Source organism: Nitratiruptor tergarcus DSM 16512 (genome assembly GCF_027946175.1).
In the GTDB taxonomy this organism is placed as follows: domain Bacteria; phylum Campylobacterota; class Campylobacteria; order Campylobacterales; family Nitratiruptoraceae; genus Nitratiruptor; species Nitratiruptor tergarcus.
The window spans coordinates 854,080-877,437 of the sequence record NZ_AP026671.1 but is presented as its reverse complement, the minus strand read 5'-3'; the positions used below and the strand labels follow the sequence as shown (position 1 = coordinate 877,437).

20 protein-coding genes and 1 pseudogene are annotated in these 23,358 nt (G+C 35.9%); 15 read left to right on the top strand and 6 right to left on the bottom strand.

What is annotated here, in order from left to right; all coding sequences use genetic code 11:
- Positions 1 to 157 precede the first annotated feature (157 nt).
- The 8 genes and pseudogenes from NITER_RS04660 to NITER_RS04625 form a co-directional block, all read left to right on the top strand.
- Positions 158 to 1,129 (top strand): annotated as a pseudogene (locus tag NITER_RS04660) (DDE-type integrase/transposase/recombinase); the annotation flags it as partial.
- Between the two features lie 48 nt (positions 1,130 to 1,177).
- Positions 1,178 to 2,248: an integrase core domain-containing protein gene (locus tag NITER_RS04655; protein ID WP_281848077.1), complete on the top strand. Its 1,071-nt coding sequence runs from the start codon at positions 1,178 to 1,180 to the stop codon at positions 2,246 to 2,248.
- A gap of 51 nt (positions 2,249 to 2,299) precedes the next feature.
- Positions 2,300 to 2,569: a 30S ribosomal protein S15 gene (rpsO, locus tag NITER_RS04650; protein ID WP_084275644.1), complete on the top strand. Its 270-nt coding sequence runs from the start codon at positions 2,300 to 2,302 to the stop codon at positions 2,567 to 2,569.
- A 211-nt stretch (positions 2,570 to 2,780) separates the two neighbouring features.
- Positions 2,781 to 3,572 (top strand): hypothetical protein, encoded by a 792-nt coding sequence (locus tag NITER_RS04645; RefSeq protein ID WP_143779638.1) that lies wholly within the window; start codon positions 2,781 to 2,783, stop codon positions 3,570 to 3,572.
- A gap of 3 nt (positions 3,573 to 3,575) precedes the next feature.
- On the top strand, positions 3,576 to 4,127 hold the full coding sequence (gene grpE / locus NITER_RS04640; RefSeq protein WP_084275646.1) for a nucleotide exchange factor GrpE: 552 nt from the start codon (positions 3,576 to 3,578) through the stop codon (positions 4,125 to 4,127).
- A gap of 72 nt (positions 4,128 to 4,199) precedes the next feature.
- Positions 4,200 to 6,095 carry a molecular chaperone DnaK gene (gene dnaK, locus NITER_RS04635; protein ID WP_084275647.1) on the top strand — a complete coding sequence of 632 codons (1,896 nt, stop codon included), beginning with the start codon at positions 4,200 to 4,202 and terminating at the stop codon, positions 6,093 to 6,095.
- 38 nt (positions 6,096 to 6,133) lie between these two features.
- Entirely contained in the window at positions 6,134 to 6,619 is a 486-nt protein-coding gene (locus tag NITER_RS04630) for a DNA-deoxyinosine glycosylase (RefSeq protein WP_084275648.1), read from the top strand.
- 39 nt (positions 6,620 to 6,658) lie between these two features.
- Positions 6,659 to 9,235 carry a hypothetical protein gene (locus tag NITER_RS04625; RefSeq protein WP_084275649.1) on the top strand — a complete coding sequence of 859 codons (2,577 nt, stop codon included), beginning with the start codon at positions 6,659 to 6,661 and terminating at the stop codon, positions 9,233 to 9,235.
- A 306-nt stretch (positions 9,236 to 9,541) separates the two neighbouring features.
- On the opposite strand, the gene msrA is transcribed toward NITER_RS04625, so the two are convergent.
- Together msrA and NITER_RS04615 are read right to left on the bottom strand one after the other, a co-directional pair.
- Positions 9,542 to 10,066, bottom strand: a complete 525-nt coding sequence (gene msrA / locus NITER_RS04620) for a peptide-methionine (S)-S-oxide reductase MsrA (RefSeq protein WP_084275651.1) — start codon at positions 10,064 to 10,066, stop codon at positions 9,542 to 9,544.
- A complete protein-coding gene (locus NITER_RS04615; RefSeq protein WP_084275652.1) occupies positions 10,059 to 11,975 on the bottom strand; it encodes a thioredoxin domain-containing protein in 1,917 nt (638 codons plus the stop codon). Before NITER_RS04615 ends, msrA begins: the two co-directional genes overlap by 8 nt.
- Before the next feature lie 88 nt (positions 11,976 to 12,063).
- On the opposite strand from NITER_RS04615, the gene dsbD reads away from it, so the two are divergent.
- The 7 genes from dsbD (at position 12,064) to NITER_RS04580 (ending at position 19,490) form a co-directional block, all read left to right on the top strand.
- Complete coding sequence (dsbD, locus tag NITER_RS04610; RefSeq protein ID WP_084275653.1) at positions 12,064 to 13,800, top strand: protein-disulfide reductase DsbD; 1,737 nt, start codon at positions 12,064 to 12,066, stop codon at positions 13,798 to 13,800.
- Positions 13,797 to 14,189 (top strand): thioredoxin family protein, encoded by a 393-nt coding sequence (locus tag NITER_RS04605; protein ID WP_084275654.1) that lies wholly within the window; start codon positions 13,797 to 13,799, stop codon positions 14,187 to 14,189. Before dsbD ends, NITER_RS04605 begins: the two co-directional genes overlap by 4 nt.
- Positions 14,179 to 15,372 carry an amidohydrolase family protein gene (locus tag NITER_RS04600; RefSeq protein ID WP_084275655.1) on the top strand — a complete coding sequence of 398 codons (1,194 nt, stop codon included), beginning with the start codon at positions 14,179 to 14,181 and terminating at the stop codon, positions 15,370 to 15,372. The genes NITER_RS04605 and NITER_RS04600 overlap by 11 nt, the downstream gene beginning before the upstream one ends.
- A gap of 92 nt (positions 15,373 to 15,464) precedes the next feature.
- The gene (locus NITER_RS04595) at positions 15,465 to 16,286 is read left to right on the top strand and encodes a 5-bromo-4-chloroindolyl phosphate hydrolysis family protein (RefSeq protein WP_084275656.1); all 822 of its coding nucleotides are present in this window, start codon (positions 15,465 to 15,467) and stop codon (positions 16,284 to 16,286) included.
- A 10-nt stretch (positions 16,287 to 16,296) separates the two neighbouring features.
- Positions 16,297 to 17,415 carry a toxic anion resistance protein gene (locus NITER_RS04590; RefSeq protein ID WP_084275657.1) on the top strand — a complete coding sequence of 373 codons (1,119 nt, stop codon included), beginning with the start codon at positions 16,297 to 16,299 and terminating at the stop codon, positions 17,413 to 17,415.
- Positions 17,402 to 18,457 (top strand): SPFH domain-containing protein, encoded by a 1,056-nt coding sequence (locus NITER_RS04585; protein WP_084275658.1) that lies wholly within the window; start codon positions 17,402 to 17,404, stop codon positions 18,455 to 18,457. Before NITER_RS04590 ends, NITER_RS04585 begins: the two co-directional genes overlap by 14 nt.
- A gap of 37 nt (positions 18,458 to 18,494) precedes the next feature.
- On the top strand, positions 18,495 to 19,490 hold the full coding sequence (locus NITER_RS04580; RefSeq protein WP_143779639.1) for a hypothetical protein: 996 nt from the start codon (positions 18,495 to 18,497) through the stop codon (positions 19,488 to 19,490).
- On the opposite strand, the gene NITER_RS04575 is transcribed toward NITER_RS04580, so the two are convergent.
- Genes NITER_RS04575 through NITER_RS04560 form a run of 4 tightly spaced genes read right to left on the bottom strand, consistent with a single transcriptional unit; the run spans position 19,473 to position 23,323 of the window.
- Positions 19,473 to 20,327: a lysylphosphatidylglycerol synthase transmembrane domain-containing protein gene (locus tag NITER_RS04575; RefSeq protein WP_084275660.1), complete on the bottom strand. Its 855-nt coding sequence runs from the start codon at positions 20,325 to 20,327 to the stop codon at positions 19,473 to 19,475. The genes NITER_RS04580 and NITER_RS04575 overlap by 18 nt on opposite strands.
- Positions 20,324 to 21,259, bottom strand: a complete 936-nt coding sequence (locus NITER_RS04570) for a glycosyltransferase family 2 protein (protein ID WP_084275661.1) — start codon at positions 21,257 to 21,259, stop codon at positions 20,324 to 20,326. Before NITER_RS04570 ends, NITER_RS04575 begins: the two co-directional genes overlap by 4 nt.
- A complete protein-coding gene (locus NITER_RS04565; RefSeq protein ID WP_084275662.1) occupies positions 21,225 to 21,899 on the bottom strand; it encodes a phosphatase PAP2 family protein in 675 nt (224 codons plus the stop codon). The genes NITER_RS04570 and NITER_RS04565 overlap by 35 nt, the downstream gene beginning before the upstream one ends.
- Complete coding sequence (locus tag NITER_RS04560) at positions 21,899 to 23,323, bottom strand: ArnT family glycosyltransferase (protein ID WP_084275663.1); 1,425 nt, start codon at positions 23,321 to 23,323, stop codon at positions 21,899 to 21,901. The genes NITER_RS04565 and NITER_RS04560 overlap by 1 nt, the downstream gene beginning before the upstream one ends.
- Between the last annotated feature and the right edge of the window lie 35 nt (positions 23,324 to 23,358).

Below are 23,358 nucleotides of genomic sequence, written 5' to 3'. Positions count from 1 at the left end.
TTCTCCTAATTAAAATTGGGATAAAAACTTAATTTTTTTAAAGAGGATTAGTACAAGATTTTATACTTGCAGTTTGAGTGCATACTATATGGTATAGGTTTATATAAAAAATGCATAAGTTCAAACACATATGGCACTCTGAGAGGGAGAGTGAGGAGTGCAAATCAAATACACGTTGCCAGGGCTCAAAGGATATAAAAGATTAGAGAGGATATACTACAATTCGCTTATGATAAGCGAAGAGGCAAAAAGAAGAAAAAAGATATTGGAGTTTTGGGAAAAATATGGACTAGCAGCAACAACTGAAGCTTTTGGAGTAAGCAGAAGAACACTCTTTCGATGGAAAAAGAGTTTCAATGATGCAGATGGCGATATAAAAGCCTTAAATCCAAAATCACGAAGACCAAAAAGAGTAAGAGAGTCAAAAGTTCCAATAGAAGTTATTAAAGAGATAAAACGATTAAGAAAAGCATATCCCAACATCGGCAAAGCAAAACTCTACCACCTGCTTAAACCTTTTTGTGAAGAAAAAGAACTTAAAACTCCCTCGGAATCCACAATAGGAAGAATAATCGCAAAAGCACCAGATACAATGAGACTTTTTCCCTACCGCATCGATACAAAAGGAAAAGTGAAACCAAAAAAGAAGACACAAAAAAACAGAAAACCAAAAAACCTCAAATCCAAACCATTTGAACTCTGGGCAGTCGATACCATCCAAATAGTATCAAACGGTATAAAACGATATATCCTTACTATGATTGACCCACTCACACGTATTGCATTCGCAGTAGCAATTCCATCTAAAAGAGCAAAACATACTGCATATGCTCTTGAAGCTTTAATTGATGGAATAACCTCCATCAAACAAAAACGTAAACTTGCAATTCTTTCAGATAATGGCAGTGAATTTAAAAAAGAGTTTGATGCTCTGCTTGAACAAAAAGGCTTTACACACTACTGGACATATCCAAGGAGCCCTAAAATGAATGCACACAATGAAAGATTCAATAGAACAATTCAAGAACAATTTATTCAATACTATGAAGATTTACTCTTTACAGATTTGGATGAATTCAATAAAAAATTAGCAAAATGGCTCATCGATTACAATACCAAAATACCACACTCTGCATAAGTTCAAACACATATGGCACTCCGAGAGGGAGAGTGAGGAGTGCAAATCAAATACACGTTGCCAGGGCTCAAAGGATATAAAAGATTAGAGAGGATATACTACAATTCGCTTATGATAAGCGAAGAGGCAAAAAGAAGAAAAAAGATATTGGAGTTTTGGGAAAAATATGGACTAGCAGCAACAACTGAAGCTTTTGGAGTAAGCAGAAGAACACTCTTTCGATGGAAAAAGAGTTTCAATGATGCAGATGGCGATATAAAAGCCTTAAATCCAAAATCACGAAGACCAAAAAGAGTAAGAGAGTCAAAAGTTCCAATAGAAGTTATTAAAGAGATAAAACGATTAAGAAAAGCATATCCCAACATCGGCAAAGCAAAACTCTACCACCTGCTTAAACCTTTTTGTGAAGAAAAAGAACTTAAAACTCCCTCGGAATCCACAATAGGAAGAATAATCGCAAAAGCACCAGATACAATGAGACTTTTTCCCTACCGCATCGATACAAAAGGAAAAGTGAAACCAAAAAAGAAGACACAAAAAAACAGAAAACCAAAAAACCTCAAATCTAAACCATTTGAACTCTGGGCAGTCGATACCATCCAAATAGTATCAAACGGTATAAAACGATATATCCTTACTATGATTGACCCACTCACACGTATTGCATTCGCAGTGGCGATTCCATCCAAAAGAGCAAGACATACTGCATATGCTCTTGAAGCTTTAATTGATGGAATAACTTCCATCAAACAAAAACGTAAACTTGCAATTCTTTCAGATAATGGCAGTGAATTTAAAAAAGAGTTTGATGCTCTGCTTGAACAAAAAGGCTTTACACACTACTGGACATATCCAAGGAGCCCTAAAATGAATGCACACAATGAGAGATTTAATAGAACAATTCAAGAACAATTTATTCAATACTATGAAGATTTACTCTTTACAGATTTGGATGAATTCAATAAAAAATTAGCAAAATGGCTCATCGATTACAATACCAAAATACCACACTCTTCTCTTAATTTTAAATCTCCGGTACAATACCTTCTTGAAAATCATTATGAGTGCCATATGTATTGGACTTATACAAAAAATTTGCAAATCTTATAAATTTAGCTATAATGTCACTCCACAAAAATTTAGACCAATCAGGAGGCTACAATGGCTTTAGATTCGGCGAAGAAACAAGAGATTATCTCTAAATTCGCAGAGCATGAAGGTGACACCGGAAGTCCGGCAGTTCAAATAGCACTTTTAAGTGAAAGAATCAGCTATTTAACAGATCACTTGAAAGAACATAAAAAAGATCACTCTTCCAGACTTGGACTTTTGAAGTTAGTTGGACAGAGAAAAAGACTTCTTCGTTATCTTAAAAGAAAAGATTACGAAAAGTATACAAAACTCATTGGTGAGCTAGGAATTAGAGGATAACTCCTCTTCCTGCTTACAATCACAAATCTGCATTTATTATACTCTCTTTGTTATTTAATTCATTATTTTCCACTTCCGTATATAATCAACTATTATTGATTAATATTGCCATTTTGATTTGCCAGCATCTTTATATAAATATATAATCTCAATAAACTTGACAATACTCCACTCAATATGATATGATTTGCTCAGCAAATTTAGATATAGAGTGCTAAAAATAAACAAGAGTCAATATGTTTTAGAAGGATTGATTGAAGAGTATATAGATAATCCTGTTCCAATTAGTTCAAAATATCTTCATGAGCATTGTATTCCAGAGCTTTCTAGTGCTACTATTCGTTACTATTTTAAAAAACTTACTGAAAAAGGGTATCTACTAAAACAGCATGTGAGTAGTGGCCGTATACCAAGCGAAATGGCACTCAAAATGTATTGGATTAAAAAGCTGCAAAAGAAAAGTGTTAAAGTGAATGATGCACAAAGATTACAAAAAATTGATGAGTGTGAAGAGATATTTTATGAATATGGAATCTATAACAATCCATTATTAAAAAGTATTGATAACTATAAAAATAAATATATTATAGCCCTTTTTGAAGATAGTGAGTTTCTTTTACCGTATAATAAAAAAGTAGAGCAACAATTACAAAAGATGATTGGCTTGGGAGCTTTTGATATTGCTAATTTTTTTACCAATATAGGTTATGTTTCAGTGGGAAAGAGGCTCAAGGAGTTTATCCAAGAAGATTTTAAAATCTATAATGATAGTGAAATCATAGCAATGGCTCAACAGGATAGTTCTTGGGCTAAAGCTAATCTCTATGCTATCTATAGTGGGCAAAAATTGTTGCAAGAAGATGTAGGATTACGTTTTTCTCATATGTTTTTGAGCTATAAATTTTATATAGACCTTCCAAAAAATCTCAAGGGAGAAATGCTTTTAATGGGGAGGCTCTATAGAAATTACCATAAATGTATAAAAAATCTTATGAAGGAGTAAAAGATGAGTGAAAAAGAGAAAAAGAATAAAGAAGCTCAACAAAAGATGCAAGAGCAACAAGAAAACAAAGAATCACAAAATGATTGTAAAGAGTTAGAAGAGAAATTGCAAGAGTGTGAAGAGAAATATCTACGTGTCCATGCAGATTTTGAAAATACGAAAAAGCGTTTGGAGAGAGAAAAAATTCAAGCAATTGAGTATTCACTAGAAAAATTTGCACAAGATCTTCTCCCAGCACTCGATAGTCTTGATATGGCTTTGGCAGCAGTGAGCAGAGACAATCTTGATGCAGCCCAAGCAGTAGAGGAGCTTAAAAAGGGAATTGAGCTTACAATAGATCAATTTATCAAAGCTTTTAATAAACATGGAATAGAAGTAATTGAGATTGAAGAAGGGGGAGAGTTTAATCCACATCTCCATGAAGCTTTGTTGCAGGTAGAAGATGCCGAGAAAAAGGCAGGTGAAATTGTACAGGTAATTCAAAAAGGTTATAAATACAAAGAGAGAATCCTTCGCCCTGCAAAAGTAAGTGTGGCAAAAGGGCAAGAAGAATAAGTGCTACAAAAGTAGCAGAAAAATTTAGTCCAATAAAGTAAAATTTTGAAAAATGTATATAAAGGAGTGAAAATGAGTAAAGTATTAGGAATAGATTTAGGAACAACAAACTCATGTATGGCAATATATGAAGGAAAAGAAGCAAAAGTTATTCCAAATAAAGAGGGAAAAAATACTACACCATCAGTTGTAGCTTTTACAGATAAAGGTGAAGTACTTGTAGGGGATCCTGCTAAGCGCCAGATGATCACAAACCCAAAAAGAACAATTTATTCTGTTAAAAGAATTATGGGTATGATGTGTAATGAAGAGAAAGCGCAAGAGGCTAAAAAACGACTTCCTTACACTATAGTTGATAGAAATGGTGCTTGTGCGGTGGATGTAGATGGTAAAGTCTATACCCCACAAGAGATAAGTGCAAAAATTTTGATGAAACTCAAAGAAGATGCTGAAGCTTATCTTGGTCAAGAGATCACTGAAGCTGTTATTACAGTACCAGCATATTTCAATGATGCACAAAGAAAAGCGACAAAAGAGGCAGGTACTATTGCAGGTCTGAATGTATTAAGAATTATCAACGAGCCAACAGCAGCAGCCCTTGCTTACGGACTTGATAAGAAAGAGTCTGAAAAGATCGTTGTATATGACCTTGGTGGTGGTACATTTGACGTGACAATTCTCGAGACTGGTGATAATGTTGTAGAAGTTCTCGCAACTGGCGGTGATGCATTCTTAGGTGGTGATGACTTTGATAACAGAATCATCGACTGGCTTGTAGATGAGTTCAAAAAAGAGACTGGAATTGATCTCAAATCCGATATTATGGCATTACAACGACTCAAAGAAGCAGCAGAAAATGCGAAAAAAGAACTCAGTTCAGCAATGGAGACTGAGATCAACTTGCCATTTATCACAGCAGATCAGACTGGGCCAAAACACCTTGTGAAAAAACTCACACGTGCAAAATTTGAAAGTCTCATTGAAGATCTTGTAGATAAAACTATTCAAATTGCTGAGAATGTGCTTAAAGACTCTGGTCTAAGCAAAAGTGAAGTAAACGAAGTGGTTCTTGTTGGTGGTTCAACAAGAATTCCTTTAGTACAGAAAAAAGTACAAGAATTCTTTGGTAAAGAGCCAAATAAATCAGTTAACCCAGATGAGGTTGTAGCTGTTGGTGCAGCAATTCAAGGAGCAGTTCTTAAAGGTGATGTAAAAGATGTATTACTTCTTGATGTTACACCACTTAGCCTTGGAATTGAAACTCTTGGTGGTGTAATGACAAAAATCATCGAAAAAGGTACAACAATTCCTGTGAAGAAAACTCAAATCTTCAGTACAGCTGAAGATAACCAACCTGCAGTAACAATCCATGTATTGCAGGGTGAACGTGAAATGGCAAAAGATAACAAATCTCTCGGTCAATTTACACTCGAAGGTATTCCACCAGCTCCAAGAGGAGTGCCACAAATTGAGGTAACTTTTGATATCGACGCAAACGGTATCTTGACAGTAAGTGCAAAAGATAAAGCGACAGGTAAAGAGCAACAAATTAAAATTACTGGTTCAAGTGGACTCAGCGAAGAAGAGATCCAAAAAATGATCCAAGAAGCTGAAGCGCATAAAGAAGAGGATAGAAAACGAAGAGAACTTATTGAAACTCGTAACCAAGCAGATGCTTTGGCATATCAAACAGAAAAGAGCCTCAAAGAGGCAGGCGATGTAATAAGTGCTGATGAAAGAGCTCAAATTGAAGCAGCTCTTAATGATCTCAAAGCTGTTCTAAAAGATGAAAATGCTACAAAAGAGCAAATTGAAGCAAAAGTTCAAGCGCTTACCCAAGTAAGCCACAAACTTGCTGAGGCTATGTATAAAAAAGAGCAAGGCCAAGCAGGTGGTACTGAACAGGGTGGTGCTGAACAGAAAAAAAGCGGCGGAGATGAAGATGTCATCGATGCAGAAGTAGAGTAAACGAGCAAGGCTCGTTTACTCACCATTTTAGTCTACTAATGCTACAACATCCTTTTGAACCTATCATAGATAAAAATTCTAAAGTACTTATATTAGGATCATTCCCAAGCATTAAATCTTTTGAAAACTCCTTTTATTATGGTCATCCACAAAATCAGTTTTGGAAAATTTTAGCTACGCTTTTTGACGAAAAAACTCCACAGACTATTGAAGAGAAAATATCTTTTCTTAAAAAGCACCATATTGCACTATGGGATATGGTTCGCAGCTGCAAACGAGAAAACTCCCTAGATACATCTTTAAAAGATATTGAAGTTAATGATATTGAAAAACTTTTACACCAATATCCCAATATCAAGGCAATTTTTTTTACTGGGAAAAAGGCACAGAAGCTTTTTTCAAAATATTTTTCACATCTTTCAATCCCTACTTTTTACCTTCCTTCTCCATCCCCTGCATATCGTAAAATGATATTACAGCAAAAGGTTCAAGCTTGGTCAATTTTAAAAGATTTTTTACGATAATAGTGCTAAAATAAATAAATTCCTCATAAAAGGGAAAAAATGTTTAAAAGTATTGCTGCAACTTTATCAATGTTTTTTGCTACTATTCTCTCTATTAGCACTCCTCAAGGTATGTCACAAAATATCGATGTTATAAAAGAGAATACTTCTATAGCGATTAATACAAATTATTTTTACTACATTGATCCAACACATATTAAGTGTCGTGTGAATATCGGACAAAATAAATCAATAAATACAAATAGTGTGAAAAAGAATTTCTATATCTCTAATATAGTGCTTGTAGCACCAAATTGTAATATTCAAGAAATATCATTACAAAATAATACACTTATAAACGATATGGAAAATATCTCTTTTACTGCTACATTACAAAATGAGTGTATAGTTAATCAAATAAATTTTTCAGCAAAAAAAATTATAGAAAATATAGTTACAGTCAATGGAAAAACATATAGTGGAAAGAAAGAAGAAAAAATTAAATCTATAACCTTGCTCAATAAAAAGCCAGTATCAACAGAAAGTTACAGTATAACATTTGTTTCACGAGATGGAAACAATACGATTGTGACAGCGGGTAAGAAGAGCTTTGTATATACGATCAAAAATAGAAATGGGCAGATATCTAATAGGAGTATTGAAGAGGTTGTAGTAAGGACACTAGATGGGACAATACTTGCATTAGAGAAAGATGGAAAGACAGTAAGCGAAATAGATGGTCTAAAGAGCTCATTTGGCCAGATTGTACTACAAGCATTTGAACGAACAGGTGATGGAAAGATTGAGATAGATGCAAAAATAAAAAATAGCAGCGGTATTGTACAAGAGATAAAAGAGGTATTTACTATTAATATAGAGCAAAAAAAAGAAGAAATATTAGCAAATCTATATAAAATATTGATTTTGACAAAAGATAGAAATTTTCTTTTGAAAACAAATGATAAAAAAGAGATTATTTATCAAATAGTTGATAAATATGGTAACGAGATAGAGGAGCAGTATCTTCAATCTCTCTTTATTAAATCATATAATGGGTTAGTTGTTAAAATAGAAGATTCTAATGGCACGTTGCACAATGAATATACTATATCTTCTCCACAAGCAGATGGAAAAATAGTTTTGAGAAGTTTTGAAAGGTCTGATAATGTCCCTATAAAAATAAAAGTTGCAATAAAAAATGGAGAAAAGACACAAGAGATAAGTAGAGAATTTTTTATTAATGTTTCACAATTGCCAAATGTAAGTTATGAACTGTTACTCTCTTTTGATCATGATAATCTTATAATTAATAAAGCTGATTATCTCAATTATACTATTCTTTCACCCTCTACTAACGACTATATTCTTCCTGAAGAGATTAAAAGTATTGAAATAAATGCGACATCGCCAAATGCAGTATGTATTGATATGAATGGAAGTGAAGTGAAAAGTTACTTTGTTCCAACTTCGTATATACAAAGTCACGGCTTTTTCTTTGTGATGGGTAAAAAAAGAGGATTAGCAACTTTTAAAGTTACGGTAAATTTGCAGAATGGAAAAACATTGACAAAATTCATTTCTACTAATGTAGATTATACATACGACAATAAAATAGGCTTAGAATATGCTGGAACTGAATATAATGAAAGTACAGGCTTTTTTATCGATACATATACCATAAAAATTAAAGATCCATCATACGAAGGGCAAATCTTGCATGTAACAGCGATCAATCCCAAAATAGATAATGAATATTACTATAAAAACTTTTTCTCTTATGATTTTGATGAAGAAAACCCCTTTATCTATTATGATGGGCTTGATAATGAGCCAAATAGTGGAATTTTGGAAGGTAACCAGAGTCTTGGATACACATTCTTTCAAAGCTCTCGCTATGATTTAGATGTCGCTGTGCCAAATGATGATAGATTGCTCATACTTCCTAATTTTAAGAAAAATAGTGCCACTTATCTTGGCAATTGGGATATTATAGACACGATCGGTGGAAAGCTCTATCTTCGACAATACTACAATTTCCATGAGAGTGGACTTTCCTTTGTTATAGGAAATGAACAAAGATTCAATCCGGTTAAAGATACTATAGCTACCATTTTCCTTGATCATAAATATGGAAAATATATCATAAAAAATCAACAAGTGCAGATAAAACTCTTTTATCCAACCTTTTTTGCTGGTAAAGATATTTTTATAGGAGTTTATGTTGGAGAAGGTATAAAAAGAGAGGGAAATAGTTTTAAAAGGACTTTGACTGGTATAAAATTAGCACAACCACAACTACTCAAATGTAGCACCTCTCCATGTTCACAGATTGTACAGATAAATTTTGAAAAGATTAACAAACATCTGCAATATTCAAGATTTGCAGTAAAATGTAAAATGGATAAAATTAGAGATTACTATTTTACGCCTCTCTCTTTGCCTTGTGTAACTTTTACAGATTATGGGAGAATGGTTATACAAAAAACAGACGGCAATGGTAAAGTGAGAATGTGTATTTATCCAGAGCCGACTTATGAGGAGGTAGAAGAAGGAGGACAGACATATCGTATCCAAAGTGGCTATGAAGAAGTTACACCAGAGTGTACTTTTACAGTAGCAGAAGAGTTTCCTTATTAAAAAGAACTGACAGTATACCCAAGTAAAAAAAATGCCCCGATGGAGAGTATCGGGGCAAAAATAAACCAAAGTTTTTGCATTTTGCCAAAAAGATATAAATAGTAATTCCCCCATGCTAGCAATACCAATATAGTATGCATAACCAAGAGAGGCAAGTATACCCGCATATACTTGGTAAATCCTGTAAATATCAAAAGCGCAATCAAAAGAGAAAAATCTGTGGCAAATTTGACTTTATTTCCTTCGTAATCTTTATAGAGTTTATATAAAGTTACTAAAAAAAGAAGAACGAGGAGGAATGCCAACTTACTCATTCAGATACTTTTGAAACATCTTTTTGAATTTTTCCAATTTTGGAGCAATGACTACTTGGCAATACCCTTGATAAGGATGGGTATTGTAGTAATTTTGATGATACTCCTCAGCTTCGTAAAACTCTCCATGTTCAATTGTTGTTACGATATTGTTATTAAATTGGGGATTAAGTTTTTCAATAATCTCCTTTGCGGTTGCTTCTTGCTCGGAGGTTTGGGGAAAAATGACGCTTCTATATTGTGTTCCTACATCGGCTCCTTGGCGATTGAGCTGTGTTGGATCATGTACAGCGAAGAAAATATGTAAAAGCTCTTCATAGCTGATTTTTTTGGGATCAAATTCGATTTTCACTACCTCTGCACATTTGGTAGTTCCCGTACATACCTGCTCATATGTAGGATTTTTTCGCCTACAGCCTGCATAGCCACTAATGACTTTTTCTAAGCCGATTACTCTTTGAAATACCGCTTCCATACACCAAAAGCATCCACCACCAAAAATAGCTATTTCACGCATTCAAAGCCTTTATAATCTCTTGACAGTCATTTGTATGTAAAAAACAAGCACTACGATTACAGAGCATATACCCTTCAATCTCTTCACTTTTTAAAAGAGTAAAAGGGTATTTAGCAAAATCGATTTCGTTGCATGCAGCCAGGTTCTGTGCATCTGCTTTTATGATTTTATCTTGATAGATAAAACGCAAAACATCTTCAATAAATTTTGCACTCCATGTAGCGTACTTGTAGATCTTTTCACTATAAAATTCAATTGTATCAAAACTAAATTTTATATATTTCTCATCAAGAAGGCTGCCTAATGTAAGCATTGCTTCTACCATTACTGCTGCGCTGCTTGGATAGGATGTATCAGTATGCTCTGCTTCAGTCCAGATCTCTCCTTTACTAAAATACCACCTACCATTATCAAAAAACTCTGTAAGAGCATCATTGACAAGCAGATTTGCCCGTGCAAGGTACTCTTCATTCAGTGTAGTTTTATAAGCTTCTAGAAGGGCTGTAGCCAGATATGCATAATCTTCTAAAAATGCTTTGATAGTAGGTTTTTTATTAATTAATGCAGCATGGTAGAGATGCTCATCTATATACATTTTTTGCAAAAGCTGTTGGAGTGACTCTTCTGCAATTTCAAAATATCTACTTTCAATTCTTGCAGCCATGTAAAGAGATTTAATCATCATTGCGTTCCAGCTAGTGATTATTTTTTTATCGATAAATGGATAGCATCTGCTTTTTCGCAGATCTTTGAGGGATTTGAGGGCTTTTTTACTTGTTTCACAGAGCTGAAGATCATCAACGCGAACGATATTTTTCCCCTCAAAATTACCAGCTTTTGTGATGCCAAGTTTTTGCAAGACTGTTTGGATCTCTTCTGGGCTAAAGCCATCAATTTCGAGTTTTTTGACTACTTCATCATAATCATAAACGAAATATTTCCCCTCTTCTCCTTCACTATCTGCATCACTTGCACTATAAAAGAGTCCCTTTTGGCTCATATATTCGCTAATAAAATCGGCTATTTCAAAGGCTATGTCTTTGTAGAGTTCATTTTTTGTAGTAGTATAGGCTTTGAGATAACTCTCCATCAAAAGTGCATTATCATAAGCCATCTTTTCAAAATGAGGTACAAGCCATTTTTCATCTACGCTATATCTGCAAAATCCTCCATCTACAAGATCTCGTAGGCCTCCCTTTGCCATATTTTGCAGTGAGACCTCTGCCATATGTAAAGCATCTTTATTTTCATTTAAACGATAGATATCAAGCAGTGTGTTGATTGTAGAGGTATGAGGAAATTTTGGTTTATGTCCAAAACCTCCATGTTGAGGATCAAAAAACTTTTTTGTTGCCTCTACAAAAATATCTGCTATTTTTTCATCAAATTTAACAGCTTTTGTAGGATTTTGTGGTTTGAGATAGCTGAGAAGTTCGCGTCCCTGTTTTTTTATCTCTTGGGGATCTTTTTGCAAGGCAGTGACAATATTTTTGAGAAGCTGGATAAAACCTGGCATTCCATATTTTGGCTCCAATGGAATATAGGTAGCAGCAAAGATTGGCTCTTTGTCTGGTGTCATAAAGATACTGAGGGGCCAACCTCCTGGACGTTGATTGAGCAGTTGATGTACCTCTTGATAGTATTTATCTATATCTGGACGCTCCTCTCTATCAACTTTGATACTCACAAAATGCTCATTGAGATATTTTGCTGCCTCTTCATTTTCGAAAACCTCTTTTTCCATCACATGACACCAGTGGCAGCTGCTATAACCAATTGAGAGAAATATCGGTTTATTCTCCTCTTTTGCTTTTTTAAAAGCCTCCTCTCCCCAAGGATACCAATCTACAGGATTATTTTTGTGTTGCTGGAGGTAGGGTGATTGCTCTTTTTCTAATCTATTTGCCATCTGTTTGCCTTTTTTGCTTTTGCACAAATAATAAACACTTTTTCGTTAAAATATGGCAAGTTTTATTAATTAGTTTGGAGGTTATGGGATGCGTTGGTTAGTAGCAATTTTGTTTTTTTGTTTCAATCTGTTTGGATTTGGTTTTGTGCAGCAAGGTTCTGTGGATATAGTTCCTGTAGAAAAGGCTTATAAACCTTCTGTTGCACTTCACAATGGTATACTTGAAGTAAATATTACAATGGCTCCAAAAACGTATCTCTATAAAAAAGAGATAAAGCTTTTTATTAATGGTAAAAAAGTAGATCTTAAACTTCCTCCTGCACAAAAGCTCCATGGTGAAGAGGTCTATCAAAAGCAGCTGAACTTTATAGTAGATGTCCCTAAAAGCGGGAAGCAAAAAGTAGTTTTAGAGTATCAAGGGTGTAATGAGATAGGAATCTGCTATCCTCCTCAAAAAAAGGTGTATGAGTTTGTCCAAAAGAGTAAGAGGGCGCAAAAGACCTCCAAACCCAAGCTCTCTGAAGAGGAGTCAATTGCTGCTACACTTAAACACGAATCACTAGGGATCGTTCTTTTAACCTTTTTTGGATTTGGACTTCTTTTGGCGTTGACTCCTTGCGTCTTTCCTATGATTCCTATTCTCTCTTCTTTGATTGTTGGTGCGAAAAATATGAATACCAAAAAAGCCTTTTTCTATTCTTTCGTCTATGTTCTTGCAATGAGTGTGACTTATACAGTTGCAGGAGTTTTAGCAGGACTCTTTGGTGCAAATTTACAAAGTGCACTGCAAAATCCTGTGGTCATTACACTCTTTGCACTTATCTTTGTGGCACTTGCTATGAGTATGTTTGGGTTTTATGAAATAGGCCTGCCAGCCTCTTGGCAGACAAAACTTACTAAAACGAGCGATGAAGCAGGGAGCAAAGGTGGGATTATTGGCGTAGCAATCATGGGATTTTTGTCTGCTCTCATTGTAGGGCCTTGTGTGGCACCGCCACTTGCTGGAGCGCTTATTTATATAGGACAAACTGGAGATGCGGTGCTTGGCGGATTAGCACTTTTTGCCATGAGCCTTGGGATGGGGATGCCTCTGCTATTAATTGGAACAGGTGCAGGGAAATTTATGCCAAAGCCTGGTGGCTGGATGGAAGCTGTCTCAAGAGTATTTGGTGTCGTAATGCTTGGAGTTGCAATATGGATGCTAGATCGCATTCTCCCTGCACAAGTAACGATGCTACTTTGGGCAGCGCTATTTATTGGAAGTGCTGTCTATTTGCGTGCGTTAGAGGGAATTGAGCCAGGTGCTCACTGGTTTATCTATTTCAAAAAGAGTGTTGGTATAATTATTTTTATTTATGGTGTTATACTCATGATTGGAGCTTTTAGCGGGGCAACATCATTAATAAAGCCCCTTGCTAACTTAAGTGCTAGTAAAGCTCCTTTACAAAATATTGAAAAAAAAGAGCTCTTTGAAGAGGTAAAAGATTATCAAGAGTTTGAAAAGATTGTAAAAAGTGCAAAAAAACCTGTGCTTTTAGATATAACGGCTAAGTGGTGTGCCAGTTGCAAAGAGCTTGAGCATAATACTTTTTCCGATCCAAAAGTACAGCAAAAAATGGAGCAGTTTTTGACATTACGCCTCGATGTAACTGATAACTCTCCAAGTGATAAAGAGTTTTTGAAAAAATTTGGACTCTATGGACCTCCAGCAATACTCTTTTTTGATAGCAATGGAAAAGAGAAAAGAGGTTTGCGTATAATTGGATATAAGAGTCCAGAGGAGTTTTTGCAGATTTTAGATCAAGCTTTAAAGGATAATAGATGAAAAAGATTGTTCTGCTTATATCTTTTGTGCTCTTGGCAGTAGCAGCAGATTTTGATTGGGTTACTTATAATAAAGCCCTTGCAATGGCTAAAAAGCTCAATAAACCTATTATGATTATGATAAGCCAAAAGGGATGTCCAACCTGTGAATATATGGATGATGTAGCATTTGAAAATGATGAACTTGTGGATTTTGTAGAGTACAATTTTATTCCAGTAAAAATCGATCTGAGTGAAGCGAAAAAACTTGGATTCAAAGCTTATGGGACTCCTACTTTTTATTTCTTACGTCCTAATGGTAAACCATTTGAGCCACCTCTTGTAGGAGGAGCAACAGCAAAAGTCTTTTTAGACAAACTCAAAGAGATAAAGGCAGATTATGGTCATTAAGAATGCAAAAATTGTCAATTTTGATAATATTTTTATGGCTGATGTATTGGTGGAAGATGGACTTATTACCCGCATTGACACTGAAATTGTAGGGCATGAAATTTTGGATATTGAGGGAAAGTATCTCTTACCAGGATTAATTGACCTGCATGTACGTACTCTTGATGATAAAATTAATAGTGATAATTTTGTAAGGCTTTCTTGCAATGCAAAAAAAGGAGGGGTAACAACAATTGCCCTCATAGCAGATCTCCAGCCTCCTATTAGTGATGAGATAACACTAGAGTTTGTAAAATCTCAAGATGTTCAAGTGACTATCTACCCTCTTGTCATGGCATTGCGAGATGAGAATAGTTTGAGTGAATTGGCGATTCTGCTCAAAAAGGGGGCATTATCAATTTTTACTCCTTCTGATATCAATGAGTACCTTCTAGCGAGAGTTTTTGAATATGCAAAGATGCGAGGTGTCGTTTTACATATAGAGCCAAAAAATAGTGTATTTCGCGATGTTGGTGTGATGAATGAATCTGAAGTCTCATTTCGCCTAGGACTTGGAGGAATAAGTGAGCTTGAAGAGATAAGTGAGATTGCTAAAGTTTTGGAATTTGCCAACTTTTACAAAGTGCCGGTACTTTTTAAAAGTGTTTCAACTCCAAGAGGACTAGAACTTATAGCAAAAAGTAGATATGCGTATGCAGAGGTCTCTATTCATCATCTTCTTTTTAGTGACGAAGCTTGTGAAGAATATAACACTTTTGCAAAATTATCACCACCTCTTAGGAATGAAGAGCAAAGACAACAACTCATTCAAGCACTGCAAGAGGGCAAAATTGATCTTCTGACCTCTTTGCATTCTCCAAAATCCTTTGTTAATAAAGACGTAAGCTTTGATGATGCAAGTTTTGGTATAGATGCATTAGGCTATTATCTTCCTCTCCTTTACGATAGATTGGTGAAGCAAAATATAATCTCTTTTTCAAAACTTGTAGAACTTACAGCTACAAATCCTGGATGTTTTGTGGATGAGAAAGTAGGAAAAATAGAAGAGGGTTATAGCGCAGATTTTATTATTTTTGATCCTGAAGCTACAACAAAAGTAACAGTCCCATCTTTATATACTAACAAAATATTACAAGGAAGTGTTGTCAATGTGATAAAAAATGGAGAGGTCATTTATGGTTAATTTTATAAAAAAATTTTTAGGCTTTTTCTTTTTGCTCTTTAGTGCCGGATTTGTAAGCTGGTATCCACTCATTTACCTACTAAAGAGATAGTATGCCTTTGGCAAAACGCTATAACAGAAAACTTGTCAAGAATACAAAAACTATAGGTTTCTTACTCTATCTATTTGTCATTCCTCCTCTTATAGCAATTGTTGCTGCTGTTGTTATGGTAGATATGAAGAAATTTATCCTTAATCTTCTCTCTTTTTTGCTCTTTTTTGCAGCTTTGTATTTGAGTAAAAGAGGATTTGCACAAGAGTTTGCATACAATCAGGCTACATTTGCCCAAGCCCCAAAGGTACCTTATAAACTTCTTGGAGCCCTTAGTTTAGCAGTTGCTGTTTTTTATACCTCATTTGTAATATCCAATCGAACATTTTTGCACTCGCTCTTTTTAGCACTTATTGCATTTGCTGGATATGTGCTCTGGTATGGGCTCGATCCAAGAGAAGATAAGATTCCAGATACCAAAGATGTGGGTTACAAAGTGGCACTACAAACAATTAATGAAGCAAAAGAGCAATTAGCTGCAATAGAAGAACAAACAGCTAAAATTAAAAATGAAGATCTCAGAAAGAGGGTTAATGCAACTATCAAAAAAGCAAGAAAGATAATAGCTGAGGTTGAGAAGAAGCCCTATTTTGTAAGAGAGCTACGAAAATTTCTCGTTGTTTATATCAACGGGCTTTTTGAAGTTACTGAGTCTTACATTAAAGTCCAAGAGTCTTTAACGCAAGAGAAAAAACAAGAGCTCTATCAACTTCTTGAAGATGTGCAAAAGCGTTTTGATAAAGAGCTAAGAAAAATTGAGAAAAAAGGGGCTACAGAGCTTGATATCAAGATGGATACACTAAATCTGCAGATAAACGAATAAAGGATAAGAGATGCAAAAAGATATCAAAGAAAAAATTGAGCATGAAATTGTCAAGCAAGATTCTGCAATCTTACCACCTTTAGAAGAGAGTGAGCAAAAGATAATTGAAGACCTTAAAAAAAGTCTTGATTTTACTAACCGCAATGCGGTGATTACATTTGGTGTAGAAGCGCAGGAGAAACTTGATGAAATTTCAAGTGCTATGATTGAAGGTGTGAAAAACAGAGATCTTGAAGAGGCTGGAGAGACTCTTAATAAGATGGTGCTGACTCTTCGTGGTTTTAATGTAGAGAATCTCAAAGACAAGGAGCTTCCATGGTGGAAAAAACTCCTTGGCTTTACGTCACCAATTGTAGAGACGTTGCAGCAGTATGAGGAGGTAAAAGACCAAATAGAGCTTATTGCAAATGATCTTGAAAAGCATAAAGCCAAACTCATGCAAGATATGGTTGCGCTCGAGAAGCTTTATGAAGCAAATTTAGACTATTTTAGAAAACTTGAGCTCTATATCAAAGCTGGAGAAGAGAAGATTAAAGAACTTGATGAAAAAATCATTCCAGAGTTTGAAAAAAAGGCAAAAGAGGGAGAACTTATCGATGCGCAAAATCTGCGTGAGATAAAAGAGTTTCGCGATGAGTTAGAAAGAAGAGTGCACGATCTCAAACTCTCTCGCCAAGTTGCTATGCAAGCACTTCCAAGTATCAGACTTATTCAAGAAAATGACAAAGCACTTATCAACAAGATTACTTCAACTCTTGTTAATACCATTCCTCTTTGGCGCAATCAGCTTGCACAAGTTGTTACAGTCTATCGCAGTAGAGGAGCTGCAAAATCTCTCAAAGCATCAGCAGACCTTACTAACGAGCTTTTAGAAAAAAATGCCGAAGCACTAAAGATGGCAAACAAAGAGGTCAAAGAGCAGGTAGAGAGAGGTGTCTTTGATATTGAAAGCATCAAAAAGGCAAATAAAACTCTTATAGAGACGCTCCATGAATCGATGCAAATAGCTGATGAGGGCAAAAAGCAGCGTGAGCTTGCTGCAAAAGAGCTACAAAAGTTAGAGAGCGAACTCAAAAGTGCTCTTATAGAGATGAAGAAGAAAAAAGAGGCTGATAATGGGACTCTTTGATTGGCTTCGTGGGCAGTTTATCGATGTTATAGAGTGGTTTGATGATAGTGGCGATACGATAGTCTATCGCTTTCCAAGACATGAAAATGAGATTAAATATGGAGCAAAGCTTATTGTCAGACCCGGGCAAAAAGCGGTTTTTGTCAATGAGGGGCAAATTGCAGAAGTATTAGGACCTGGAACGTGGGAGCTTGAGACTAAAAACTTGCCAATTTTGACAGATTTGCAGCACTGGGATCATGGGTTTACATCTCCTTTTAAAGCTGAGGTCTACTTTGTAAGTACTAAGCGCTTTGGGGACCTCAAGTTTGGTACCAAAACACCAATTATTGTAAATGATCCAGAACTTGGTCCTGTTCGTCTCAAAGCTTATGGAACCTACGAGATTCGCATTACTGATCCAGCCAAGATTTTACGAGAGCTCTCGAGTACAGATGGAAACTTTACAACTGAAGAGATAGAGAAGTTTTTGGGAAATCTCATCATTGCAAAACTTCCGATAGTTCTTGCAAAGAGTGGCATCTCTATCTTTGAATTGGCAAAGCACTATGATGCCCTTGGAGAGAAGATTAAAGAGCTTTTGCAGCCATATTTTGATGAGTATGGAGTATCGTTAGAAAAAATTCTTTTACAAAGTATATCACTTCCAAAAGATCTGCAAGAGGCACTTGATGCTAAGGGGGCGCAAACAATTCTTGGTGATATGAATGAGTATCTCAAGTATAAGAGTGCTCAAGGATTAGAAAAGGGCGGAAGTGCTGCAGATATGGTAGGACTAGGTGCAGGGCTCTATGCAGCAAAAGAGATGTTTGAGGATAAAAAAATAACTCCTTCACCATTGCCACAAGAGTACTATTACGTTGCTATTGAGAATAAGCTTATTGGCCCTTTGAGCAAAGATGCATTGCAAAAGATGATAGTGCTGGGTGAAGTAAAGCCAGATACACTGCTGTGGCAAGAGGGCATGGAGCAGTGGCAAAAGGCAGGTGAAGCAGTAAAAGATCTATTCAAAAAGACTCCTCCACCATTAGATGAAAATTAAGGTTAAAAAGCTTGTTTGTCCCTCCTGTGGGGCAGATTTGAGATGCGAGTGTGAAAAATTATCTTGTGCATATTGTGGCTATGAAGAGCAGGTTTCTTTGCAACCCGCTATGCCGCGCTATGTTCCAGTCTATCAAGTAGAGCCAAAGAGTGAAGCAAAAGAGTATCATTGTATCAGTTGTGGAGCTAGCTTTTCTACAGATAGTGTAGCCACACTTTGTCCCTATTGCGAGACTGCACTTATTGGAGAGTTTATCAACGCACTCCAACCCTATAGTCTCATTCCTTTTACAATGTGTGCAAAAGAGGCAAAGAGGCGAATAAAAAAACATATTCGCTCTTTATGGTTTGCCCCAGATGATTTTATAAAAGATTATCGCAAGCATAAAGAGATTCAACCTTACTACTATCCTCTTTGGCTTTTTAATATGGATGTGAGCACAGAGTATAAAGGTAGACGTGGAGAGTACTACTATATTACGAAGACACGCTATATCAATGGAAAACCTGCGCAGGTGCAAGAGCGTAGAACCAGGTGGTATCCAGCAAGTGGAATTGTCAATCAACAATTTTATAATATCTCAGTTGGTGGATATAAATTTGCTAGCAGTATGCTAAGAGAACTGCAATTTGATCTGACTTCTTGTAGTAGCGTAGATAAAAAATGTCTTAGCGGTATAGAAACTAAAGAGTTTGATATAGGCAGTAAAGAGGCTACTATACTAGCACACACTTCACTCCATAGTGCCATTCGCAGAGCTATCAAGCAAGATATCGGAGGCGATACACAGCAAATTATCTCTTACACTCCACACTTTTATAATGAAGAGATGAGCTACATTCTTGTACCAATTTACCACTTTAGCGTTAAATTTAAAGGCAAAGAGTACAACTACTTTGTCAATGGGCAAAGTGGCGATGTAGTAGGGGAGAGATCCTATAGCTGGATAAAGATATTTTTCTTTGTACTGTTTGTACTTTCTCTTATGGGTGGCGTATTATATATTTTGGAAAGGTTAGGGTACTTTTCTTAGTGGTTTATGGATAAAGAGTATGCCAATTGCACTGGAGATAAGTGTAATGAGAAAGAAGAGAAAGCTCATAGCAATTCCTGTTGAGGGCTCTTTGCCTATAATTTTGAGTCCATAGAGAAATGTAAACTCCCTCGCTCCCACCCCACCAATAGTTAGAGGCAAAACTGCTACAATGCTTGAGATCAAAAAGAGTGTCAAGTAATCTACCATTTCGCTCTCCACATGAAGCGCTTTAAGAATAGCATAAGCACTTGCAACTTGCAAGAGCTGCACAAGTAATCCTAAAAAAGTAGTAGCAACGATATATGTCATAAATTTTGCAAAGAGCTTTTTATGAAGAATGAGAAAAACGGGATAGGCTAAGAGTGCTGTTGCAATTGCTGAGAAGTTAAGTAGTTCAGAAAACTTTGCAAAACTGCTTCCCAGCCAAAGAAGAGCAGCTAAAAACAGAAGTGCTACAAGACCACTGAGGCGATCAAGGAGTGTGGCTGCTACAAGATTTTTGTAGCCACATTTGTGGTGCGTTTGTAAAAGATATATCTTATACCCATCGCCCCCTATGCCTCCTGGCAAAAAGATATTGTAAAACATTCCCACATAGTAGAGTCGTAGAGCCTCAAGTTGGCTAAGATTTACACCAATATCTTTAAAGTAGTAGTTGAGGCGCACTGAGCTGATGATTTTTGAGAGGTTAAAGAGCACAAAAGCTACAACGAGCCAGAGAGGATCGCTCCTTTGAATGATCTGGATCAGCTTTTTTGTATCGATTTGTGAAAAGACAAAGAGCAATAGCGCGAGAGAGAGCGCTATCTTGATGAAGGTTTTGAGTTTTTTCACTTCTGCCCTTGGTAGATCTCTTTAACAACATAGGGCTTTTTATTTTGTGATTCATAGTAGGTACGCATCATAATTTCAGCAAGAAATCCAGTGGTAATAAGCTGAATACCTACAAGGGTGAGCATGACTCCAAGGATAAGGAGGGGTCTTCCTCCAATATCTTTGCCAAAGAGCTTGAGAATAAAAAGATAGAGATCTATGAGTGCTCCAATTCCAAAAGAGATAAATCCCAGTGTCCCAAAAAGGTGCATCGGTTTTGTGCCATACTTTTGGAAAAAGAGCATGAGAAGAAGATCACTTATTACCTTGAAGGTTCTGCCAATGCCATATTTGCTCTGCCCATGAATGCGCGGATGGTGACGTACATTCATCTCTGTCATTTTTGCACCATAAAGTTTTGCTAGCACTGGTATGAAGCGGTGAAGTTCTCCATAGAGTCCAAGATTTTTTGCCACATCTTTTTTAAAGAGTTTCAACGTGCAGCCATAGTCTTGCAGATATACTCCTGTACTTTTGCGGATGATCCAGTTGGCGATTTTACTAGGAATTTTGCGTAAAACCAAGCCATCTTGACGATTTGCTCGCACACCTGCAACCACATCCCACCCCTCTTTTTCCATCTTTTCAAGCATTAAAGGGATATCTCTTGGATCGTTTTGCAAATCACCATCAATTGTAGCTATCACATCTCCTGTTGCTGCGTCAATCCCAGCAGCCATAGCAAGACTTTGGCCAAAGTTGCGGCTAAAAATCAGGAGCTTAGTACGCTCATCTGCTAGCTCTTTGATTCTTTGCACCGTATTATCAGTCGATCCATCATCTACGAAAATAATCTCATAATCAAGCCCTTCAAGAGCTTCACGTAAAGCCTTAAAAAGTGGTTCAATATTATCCTCTTCATTCATTACTGGTATTACTACCGATAGCTTCATTATTTTTCCTTTCAAACATTAAAATATATACAATATATGAGACTCCAAAGACTGCAACAGCGCTGCATACAACGTCACTTAAGAAATGACCTCCCTGTATTATTCTAACAAATCCTACAATACTTCCCCATAGCAATGCCAAAAGAGCAACCAAATAGCGTTTTTTTGAGCGAAAGAGGGGAACAAGAGCTAAAAAGTAAAAAGCTGCAGCAGCATGTCCACTAGTAAAAGAGCAATTTTTCTTGCACTCATGAGTTATAACGCCAGCTGGTGTGAACTTTTTTGAACCGCCAAAATAGTGAATTTGTGAAGGTCTTGCTCTGCCAAAATGGTTCTTGAAAACAACATTGACTAAAAGGCCAGGACCAAGGAGTAGTGAAAGAAGTAGATAAATAAGAATTTTCTTTTTGATAATCTCTTTTTTTGTCACAATTTCAAATAGAAGGAGTCCAAGAGTGCCTATTCCAAAAATTGCTAGAATGATAATTGTCAGTTTATAGATAATTTTTGCAAAAATTGTATCTTTGAGATAGAACCCGTTATGGTAAAAAAAACTACTTACTACCAAATCGATTTGTGGATAGAGATAAAAGAAAAAACAAATAGCTAAAGCCGTTAAGAGGATAAGTAGGACTCTCACTAGTAGCCTTTAAAATTCTCTAAATAGTAAACATTGTAGTGGCGGCTATAATCTTTATAGAGAGGTATAGTAATAGTTGCTACTTTTGTAACTTTTGTAAAATATTTTGCTGCTTCAGTGGCGTCTTTTTTTGTGATATAAAGAAAGTTTTGAGAAAGATGATTATTGAGATCTGTAGTTAGATGATATTGGCTTCCAATAGTTTGTTGTGGATTAAACATGATTGCATCAAAGGGATGAGGTTTGAGATAGTAGATCATCTCTGCCATGGTGGTACGATCATCAAAAAGAAGTTTTGTACCAGGATATTTTGCGATGATAGGTTGCAGTTTTTTGGCCAGTTCTTTATATCCAAGGACTCTTTTGTAAGGATCTGTTTTGGATGTTAGTTCAATATGGAGTGCTTTTGTAATATCATGGTAATGATATAAAATGAAGGCGAGTAAGAGATTGATGATGATGCCTGTATAAAGTATTCTTCTATGGTGTATGAGATATGCTGTGACCAAGATAGTGGCAGCTACATAGGTAGGAGCAGCCCAGTTCGCTAGTGCTTTAGAGAGAAAAGCTTGTAGAGTGATAATGAAAATAAAGGGCAAAGAGAAACAAAAAAGAAGGGTATAGCGCTTTTTTGTTATAAATTTGAGCATATATAAAAATGTTGCGAAAAATACCGGGCCAAAGACGAGAAACTGAGCTGCGAGAAACTCAAAAACTTTTTGAAAGTGGAAGTGGGAGTTTTTTTCTATTCCACTGAGATTTTTTGTATGCACAAATGTAATATATTGATGCTCCATATTCCATATAAGATTTGGAAAATAAAGAAGTGCCGCACCAATGATAGTGAGATAGAGTTTTGGATTGAAAAGATGCTTTTTATAGCGGGGATCGAGAAAGAGGTATAAAAAGACGCTTAAAACAAAGAGGATCATTGTATATTTGCTAAGAAGTCCCGCTCCGGCACTTATGGCAGCAAGAGTCCAGTAGAGGGTTTTATTGGTCTTTATAGCTTTAATAAAAAAGTAAAGCGTCATACTCCAAAAGAGAAGCAAGACCACATCAGTAGAGATAATGAGTGAGCTCATTGATACTGCTGGGAGAGTAATAAAGACTACACCACTCCAAAAAGCAACTTTTTTATCAAAAAGCTCTTTTGCAATGAGGTAGACAAAAATAGATGTTACAGGATAAAGCAGAAGTGCAGGGAGTTTGATACAAAATTGGCTATCTCCGCACAGATGTGTAAAGAGTGCAATAACCCATGCTATCATAGGAGGTTTGGAGTAGTATCCAAAAGCGAGATCTTTACTCCATCCCCAATAGTAAGCCTCATCTACATAGAGATCGAGATTTGAATGTAACAAAATAAAAGCTCTATAAAATGTTATAATCAATATTATAAAGAGAAAGTTTTTAAGGTTCATCTATACCTTTCGCAAATATAGATGCAATTATACAC

What these genes read in the sequence shown, in the direction of transcription:
- rpsO (WP_084275644.1), top strand. Translation starts at nt 2,300, where the DNA reads ATGGCTTTAGATTCGGCGAAGAAACAAGAGATTATCTCTAAATTCGCA.
- grpE (WP_084275646.1), top strand. Translation starts at nt 3,576, where the DNA reads ATGAGTGAAAAAGAGAAAAAGAATAAAGAAGCTCAACAAAAGATGCAA.
- dnaK (WP_084275647.1), top strand. Translation starts at nt 4,200, where the DNA reads ATGAGTAAAGTATTAGGAATAGATTTAGGAACAACAAACTCATGTATG.
- NITER_RS04630 (WP_084275648.1), top strand. Translation starts at nt 6,134, where the DNA reads ATGCTACAACATCCTTTTGAACCTATCATAGATAAAAATTCTAAAGTA.
- NITER_RS04625 (WP_084275649.1), top strand. Translation starts at nt 6,659, where the DNA reads ATGTTTAAAAGTATTGCTGCAACTTTATCAATGTTTTTTGCTACTATT.
- msrA (WP_084275651.1), bottom strand. Translation starts at nt 10,066, where the DNA reads ATGCGTGAAATAGCTATTTTTGGTGGTGGATGCTTTTGGTGTATGGAA.
- NITER_RS04615 (WP_084275652.1), bottom strand. Translation starts at nt 11,975, where the DNA reads ATGGCAAATAGATTAGAAAAAGAGCAATCACCCTACCTCCAGCAACAC.
- dsbD (WP_084275653.1), top strand. Translation starts at nt 12,064, where the DNA reads ATGCGTTGGTTAGTAGCAATTTTGTTTTTTTGTTTCAATCTGTTTGGA.
- NITER_RS04605 (WP_084275654.1), top strand. Translation starts at nt 13,797, where the DNA reads ATGAAAAAGATTGTTCTGCTTATATCTTTTGTGCTCTTGGCAGTAGCA.
- NITER_RS04600 (WP_084275655.1), top strand. Translation starts at nt 14,179, where the DNA reads ATGGTCATTAAGAATGCAAAAATTGTCAATTTTGATAATATTTTTATG.
- NITER_RS04595 (WP_084275656.1), top strand. Translation starts at nt 15,465, where the DNA reads ATGCCTTTGGCAAAACGCTATAACAGAAAACTTGTCAAGAATACAAAA.
- NITER_RS04590 (WP_084275657.1), top strand. Translation starts at nt 16,297, where the DNA reads ATGCAAAAAGATATCAAAGAAAAAATTGAGCATGAAATTGTCAAGCAA.
- NITER_RS04585 (WP_084275658.1), top strand. Translation starts at nt 17,402, where the DNA reads ATGGGACTCTTTGATTGGCTTCGTGGGCAGTTTATCGATGTTATAGAG.
- NITER_RS04570 (WP_084275661.1), bottom strand. Translation starts at nt 21,259, where the DNA reads ATGAAGCTATCGGTAGTAATACCAGTAATGAATGAAGAGGATAATATT.
- NITER_RS04560 (WP_084275663.1), bottom strand. Translation starts at nt 23,323, where the DNA reads ATGAACCTTAAAAACTTTCTCTTTATAATATTGATTATAACATTTTAT.